The 5,967-nt window shown below is 66.3% G+C and carries 7 protein-coding genes and 3 pseudogenes; 5 read left to right on the top strand and 5 right to left on the bottom strand.

All coding sequences use genetic code 11. The annotated features are described in order from the left end of the window. From NOD94_RS39855 to NOD94_RS39845, 3 pseudogenes are all read left to right on the top strand, one after another. A pseudogene (locus NOD94_RS39855) lies at positions 1-615 on the top strand (IS3 family transposase); the annotation flags it as partial. A gap of 286 nt (positions 616-901) precedes the next feature. After that, a pseudogene (locus NOD94_RS39850) lies at positions 902-2,099 on the top strand (IS30 family transposase). Between the two features lie 4 nt (positions 2,100-2,103). Beyond that, a pseudogene (locus NOD94_RS39845) lies at positions 2,104-2,406 on the top strand (integrase core domain-containing protein); the annotation flags it as partial. Positions 2,407-2,497: 91 nt separating this feature from the next. Here NOD94_RS39845 and NOD94_RS39840 read toward each other — a convergent pair. The 3 genes from NOD94_RS39840 to NOD94_RS39830 all read right to left on the bottom strand — a co-directional run bounded on the left by NOD94_RS39840 (position 2,498) and on the right by NOD94_RS39830 (position 3,582). Beyond that, positions 2,498-2,803 carry a transposase gene (locus NOD94_RS39840; protein ID WP_281211131.1) on the bottom strand — a complete coding sequence of 102 codons (306 nt, stop codon included), beginning with the start codon at positions 2,801-2,803 and terminating at the stop codon, positions 2,498-2,500. A 29-nt stretch (positions 2,804-2,832) separates the two neighbouring features. Continuing rightward, positions 2,833-3,018 (bottom strand): hypothetical protein, encoded by a 186-nt coding sequence (locus NOD94_RS39835; protein ID WP_281211130.1) that lies wholly within the window; start codon positions 3,016-3,018, stop codon positions 2,833-2,835. Positions 3,019-3,123: 105 nt separating this feature from the next. Further along, on the bottom strand, positions 3,124-3,582 hold the full coding sequence (locus tag NOD94_RS39830) for a transposase family protein (protein ID WP_281211132.1): 459 nt from the start codon (positions 3,580-3,582) through the stop codon (positions 3,124-3,126). Between the two features lie 280 nt (positions 3,583-3,862). On the opposite strand from NOD94_RS39830, the gene NOD94_RS39825 reads away from it, so the two are divergent. After that, complete coding sequence (locus NOD94_RS39825; RefSeq protein ID WP_281211129.1) at positions 3,863-4,915, top strand: protein kinase family protein; 1,053 nt, start codon at positions 3,863-3,865, stop codon at positions 4,913-4,915. 11 nt (positions 4,916-4,926) lie between these two features. Here NOD94_RS39825 and NOD94_RS39820 read toward each other — a convergent pair whose 3' ends face one another. Further along, positions 4,927-5,169, bottom strand: a complete 243-nt coding sequence (locus NOD94_RS39820) for a hypothetical protein (RefSeq protein ID WP_281211128.1) — start codon at positions 5,167-5,169, stop codon at positions 4,927-4,929. On the opposite strand from NOD94_RS39820, the gene NOD94_RS39815 reads away from it, so the two are divergent. Continuing rightward, positions 5,168-5,368, top strand: coding sequence for a hypothetical protein (locus tag NOD94_RS39815; protein ID WP_281211127.1), 201 nt, complete (start codon positions 5,168-5,170; stop codon positions 5,366-5,368). The two genes, NOD94_RS39820 and NOD94_RS39815, sit on opposite strands and share 2 nt — an antisense overlap. 83 nt (positions 5,369-5,451) lie before the next feature. On the opposite strand, the gene NOD94_RS39810 is transcribed toward NOD94_RS39815, so the two are convergent. Beyond that, on the bottom strand, positions 5,452-5,862 hold the full coding sequence (locus NOD94_RS39810; RefSeq protein ID WP_281211126.1) for a hypothetical protein: 411 nt from the start codon (positions 5,860-5,862) through the stop codon (positions 5,452-5,454). Between the last annotated feature and the right edge of the window lie 105 nt (positions 5,863-5,967).

Genomic DNA, 5,967 nt, shown 5'->3' with positions numbered 1-5,967 from the left:
GGAGACGCGCTGGTGAACCGCTTCCAGTTCGTCGCCGACCACCAGCGCCGTCACGGCGTGAAGCGGCTGTGCGACATCCTGGGCATCGCCCGCTCCAGCGTCTACTACTGGCGCCGCACGGCTGCGGGCCGGGCCGCCCGGCAGGCGGCCGACGCCCGGCTCGCCGACCGGATACGGGCCGTGCACCGGGAATCGGACGGCACCTACGGGGCCCCGCGGATCACCGCCGAGCTCCGCGGAAGCAGCGGTGAGCCCGTCAACCGCAAGCGTGTCGCCAGGATCATGCGGACGTCCGGAATCCAAGGGGTCCGCCTGCGTCGCCGGCACCGCACCACTATCCCCGACCCGGCCGCAGCCAAGGCGCCGGATCTGATCGGCCGCGACTTCACCGCCGAACGCCCCAACACGAAGTACGTCGGCGACATCACCTACCTGCCCATCGACGGCGGGAAGTTCTGCTACCTCGCAACCGTGATCGACCTCGCATCACGCCGTCCGGCCGGGTGGGCAATCGCCGACCACATGCGCACCGAGCTCGTCACCGATGCCCTGGCGGCAGCGGTCCGGACCCGCGGCAGTCTCGCCGGATCGATCATGCACACCGACCACGGAGCCCAGGGTGAATTCAACTGGTCGTCGCAACACCTCGTGATCATGGAGGTGTGCAATGGGTCTGCCAAGGAAACAAGGGTCGCAGCCGCCAGCAGGTCTGCGTCGGCAGTGGGCTGCGGATAGGGCGATGCGGCCGCCGATGCGCTCACCGGGCCGGCCTGAGCCATCGCGCGCTGTGCAACGAGACTTCTGGCGCCTGATCGCCTTGGGGATCACTTCTGTCCAGGCTGCCGAGGGGGTCGGGGTGTCGGCACCGGTCGGGATCCGATGGTTCCGGCACGCTGGCGGGATGGCCCCGCTGAGTCTGGACGAGCCCTCGGGCCGGTACCTGTCGTTCGCCGAGCGTGAGGAGATTGCACTGCTCAAAGCTCAGGACAAGAGCGTGCGTGCGATCGCCCGCACGATCGGGCGAGCTCCGGGAACGATCTCTCGCGAACTGCGTCGCAACGCCGCGACCAGGAGCGGCAAGCCGGTCTACCGCGCTGTGGTAGCCCAGTGGAAGGCGCAGCAGGCCGCGAAGCGCCCAAAGACGGCGAAGCTCGTGGACAACGACCGTTTGCGTGAGTATGTGCAGGACCGGCTCGCCGGTGACATCCGTCGGCCCGATGGCACGATCGTTTCAGGTCCTGCGACGGCGCCGTGGAAGGGACTGAACAAGCCCCGCCGCCAGGACAGGCGGTGGTCGACGGCATGGAGCCCGGAACAGATCGCGCGCCGGCTGCGGGTCGACTTCCCTGATGATGAGTCCATGCGCATCAGCCACGAGGCGATACCAGTCGCTGTTCATCGAGGGCCGGGGCGCGCTCAAGCGCGAGCTGGTCACGTGTCTGCGCACGGGCCGTGCGCTGCGGGAGCCAAGGACGCGGTCCCGAAACAAGCGGCAGGGCCACGTCACCGATGACGTCGTTTTGAGTGAGCGCCCGGCCGAGGCCGACGACCGTGCTGTCCCTGGCCATTGGGAGGGCGACTTGATCATTGGGACGGGCAGGTCCGCGATCGGCACGCTCGTCGAGCGCAGCAGCAGGTCCACGCTCTTGGTCCATTTGCCACGGTTGGATGGCTGGGGCGAGGAACCGTATGTGAAGAACGGGCCATCGCTCGGCGGATACGGGGCCGTAGCGATGAACGCGGCGCTGACGGAGTCGACGACCAAGTTGCCTGAGCAGCTACGTAAGACCCTCACCTGGGACCGCGGGAAGGAGCTCTCCGGTCACGCCCGGTTCGCCATGGAGAGCGGGACGCGGGTGTTCTTTGCTGACCCCCACTCGCCCTGGCAGCGACCGACGAACGAGAATACCAACGGGCTCCTGCGACAGTACTTCCCGAAAGGCACGGACCTGTCTCGGTGGTCCGCCGAAGACCTCGAAGCCGTCGCATACGCACTCAATAGCCGGCCCCGCAAGATCCTCGGGTGGAAGACACCCACCGAAGTCTTCGAAGAGCAACTACGCTCACTTCAAAACCCCGGTGTTGCATCGATCGGTTGAACTCGCCCAGTACACCAGCCGGGCTTTCGCCGAATCCTGCAGGTCAGCAGGGGTGCGGCGGAGTATGAGCGCGGTCGGGTCCAGCGCGGACAACTCTCTCGCGGAGCCCTTCAACGCGAGCTTCAAACGCGAGACGCTCCAAGGCCGAAAGAGCTGGCCCAACGAGCGTCAGGCCCGACTCGACGCCTTCCGATGGCTCAACCGCTACAACACCCGACGCCGGCACTCCAGCCTCGGACACCGCAGCCCCATCACCTACGAAGCCGCACTCGCAACACCACCAACTACGCTGGCATCAGCCGCATAAACCGTGTTCAGGATTCGGGGTCAAGGCCCGATGTCGCAGAGCCGCTTCACGCCGTGTCGGCGCTGGTGATCGTCAACGAACTGGTAGCGGTTCACCAGCGCGTCTCCGTCGCGAAATACCGGGCCGCCTTGCGGAGGATGTCGCGTTCCTCCTCGAGCTCGCGGATCCTCTTGCGGGCGGCGGCCAGCTCCGCCTGAACGGTGTCGTCGCCGGTCTGCGAAGTGGCCGGCGGTGCGGAGTGGGCGCCGGGCCGGCGGCCGTCGGCGGCTCGGATCCAGTTCCGCAGCGTTTCGGTGTTCACCCCGAGGTCGGCGGCGACGGACTTGATCGTAGCTCCGGGCCTCGACCGGTACAACGCGACCGCGTCCGCCTTGAACTCGGCGGGGTAATGCTCCATCCCCACGGGGACTCCGTTCTCCTGGACCGTCAAGATCCAAGTGTCTCCGGTGTCCAAAACCAGGGGTCAAGGCCCATCAGAGCGTAGAAACCAACGAGCTGACCAGCGGTATCGACCGCGGCGAAGACCTGATGCCGCTCGATGTAGGCAGCGGTCACCTGGTAGCCGACGATGACGCTGGCGTACTGGCCGCTGTACGCCTTGGACTCCTGCACCAAAGCGGTAAGCCCCTCAGCGTCCGTCCCAGTGGCCCGCCTGATCCTTTTGCACTCCATGGCATGCAGTATAGGGGTCAATTGACCGTATGCCCCTTACGGCACCTACCGCCTTCCTCCTTCCAAAACACGGCCTGGGCCGGCGGCTCGCAGGTGGGCCACGACGTGGTCGTGGCGGGCGGCGGTGATGTCGTGAGTGCGGCCGGGGCGGGCGGCGGATATCCAGATCAGGCGGCCGCTCTCGTCGGTCAGGGCGAGGAAGTGCAGGCCGTGGTTACGGTGTTTGCCGGAGTAGTTCCGCCGGTCCGCCTTGCCGGTGCGGCGCTGGGTGCGGATGAGGGTGCCGTCGATCAGGACGGCCTCCCCGCCCTGTTTGATGACTTCTTCAGGGCTCGGTCCAGTCCTGGGGCCTGCGCTGCGAGCAGGATGATCAGTTCGTCGCGCCAGCGGCGGACGGTGGACTCGGACACGTTGTTGCCGCCGGCCATGTCGGCCAAGCGCTGGTCGTGCCGCAGCACGGCCAAGACGATCACCGCGATCCTTCCTGGCGGCAGGATCCGCCACCTGGACCGGATCACCTTCAGATGGCGTCGCAAGCCCGGCGAGGTGGTTTACGGTGCGCGTGGACAGCGGTAAACGGCACTGGTAAGTGAGTGCGCAGGATTTGTCGGCAGGCTCTTCAGTTTTCGTCACACAGCCTCAACGCCATCCGGGGGGACCCCAGTTACGCCGCATTTCGCCGGCCCCGACGTGGGAGAGTCACCTTTGGCCGCGTCCCGGTGTCTGCTGAAGCCGTTGGCCAAGAGGCGGGGCACGATTGGAGGCGTGAGTGAAGGGCCCTGATATGTCCCGCGATGCTCGTCTGGCCGCTCACGGCGCCGTTTCCACATCGCTGGCGCTGCGCAGTGACCACAGTCTGCGCGAGTTCGTCGACGCCGGCGCACCGCTGGGGTCAGGCATCGGCGGGAAGACGGTGCTGCTGGAGGTCGAGGGAAGCCAGGTCTTCGTCAAGCAGGTACGGCTGACCGACCTGGAGCGACGGCCTGAGCATGTTCACTCCACCGCGAATCTGTTCGGCCTTCCGGCCTTCTGCCACTACGGCACCGGTACCATCGGCGCCCCGGGGTTCGGGGCCTGGCGGGAGCTGGCCGCGCACACCATGACGACGAACTGGGTGATCGCCGGAGACCACGAGGGCTTTCCCCTGATGTACCACTGGCGGGTGATCCCAGACTCTGGCCAGCCACTTCCCGAGGAACTGGCCGATGTGGACCGAGCTGTCGCCTACTGGGGAGGCGGACCAGCGGTACGCCGACGGATCGAAGCTCTCCAGCACTCCACGGCAAGCCTCGTGCTGTTCCTGGAGTACATCCCGCAGAACCTGCACGACTGGCTGGGCGTCCAGATCGGGGCCAGTGACGAAGTGGCCGAGCGGGCCTGCGCCATGGTCGACGACGAGCTGAAAGCCGGAATCGCGTTCATGAACGACCGCGGGCTTCTGCACTTCGACGCCCACTTCGAGAACATCCTCACCGACGGCCGACAGCTCTTCTTCACCGACTACGGCCTCGCGATCTCCTCACGCTTCGACCTCACACGGGACGAGGCCGACTTCTTCGACCAGCACCGCACCTACGACCAGTGCTACACCGTCACCCACCTGGTGAACTGGCTGGCCGTCGCTCTCTACGGATACACACCGGAAGAACGCAAGATGTTTGTGAATACGTGCGCCCAAGGGATGCCCCCACAGGAGGTTCCCGCGTCGATCGCGTCGCTCCTTGTCCGTTACGCACCGGTCGCCGCGGTGATGGGCAACTTCTATCGCGAGTTTCAGCAGGAGAGCCGAGCAGCTCCCCATCCACTGGCAACGATCTGTCGAATGGGGCGTACGTGATCAGCAGCCGGTCACAGACGGGTGGTGAACCGGCCGTCGGGTAGCTTCCGCAGCCAGCCGCGGTCGACGAGTCTGACCAGCTTCCCTCGCAGCGGTTCCAGCTTGGCCCGGACGCTGACGTCCACTCTCAGCAACTCGCCGACCTGCCGAGCCATGACCGGTCCCGCGGCCTGCCGCACGCTGGCGAGAATGCGCTGATAGTCCGGCGGGAGCACGCTCTCCTCCACATCGGAGGTGCGGTGTGGGATCAGCATGACTGCCCGTCCCACCCACCTGCGTGGGCACCGGCGAGGCCGAGACGCGCTCATCAGCGATCTGTTCGCTCACCCGCTCAAGGACCCGTTCGGCGACAGCGAGTTCGTCTCGCTCGGCTCGTACCTCCGTCAGCTGCTTGGCCAGCCGTTCTTCGAGTTGGTCCAGTTCCGCGCGTCGCGCGGTGATCCGTTCCAGTAGCTCGGGATCCATGCACGGATCGTAAATGGCCGCCTGACCCCAGCGAGCAGAAACCAGCGAAACGTCCGGCTCCGTCAGATGATCTACTCCGCAGACAGCCGCCCACAACCAGATTGAGCACTTCGAGAGCCGGTCACACCAGACCTCTGACCTGCTTCTTCAGGTTGGCGGAGGCTCAGTGGTTTCCATTCCTCACCGAGAGGTGTCAGTGCGTCGGCTGGAACCGTTGTTCCGACAGGAGCGCTGTACGCCCGGCCCTTCATCCGCCACGTCGTCGAATCCAGAACGACCGGCTGTTCGAACACGGCGGGATCGAGGGACAGGACCTGGGCATCCTGGAGTGCCCGGATGTAGTGGAGGAGCTCGATCGCGCCGACCATGGTCCATGCCACCAGGGGTACGGCCGCCCGGTATCGCTCGGACAGTCCGAACGGGTCGGCTTCCTGGCGCTGCTCCCGGTCGTGATGGACCACGTCGCCGTAGATCCACGCCATGGCCAGCCGCAGGTCGTCGAATCCAGCCGTAGATGGACCGTCGTTCCGCCATCAGGGCCCGGATCTTGCGGTCCGCGTGCATGACGGTGGTGTGGTCGCGGCCGC

Source organism: Streptomyces sp. Isolate_45 (genome assembly GCF_024721315.2).
Taxonomy (GTDB): Bacteria; Actinomycetota; Actinomycetes; order Streptomycetales; family Streptomycetaceae; genus Streptomyces.
This window is presented reverse-complemented; position numbering and strand designations above follow the sequence as displayed.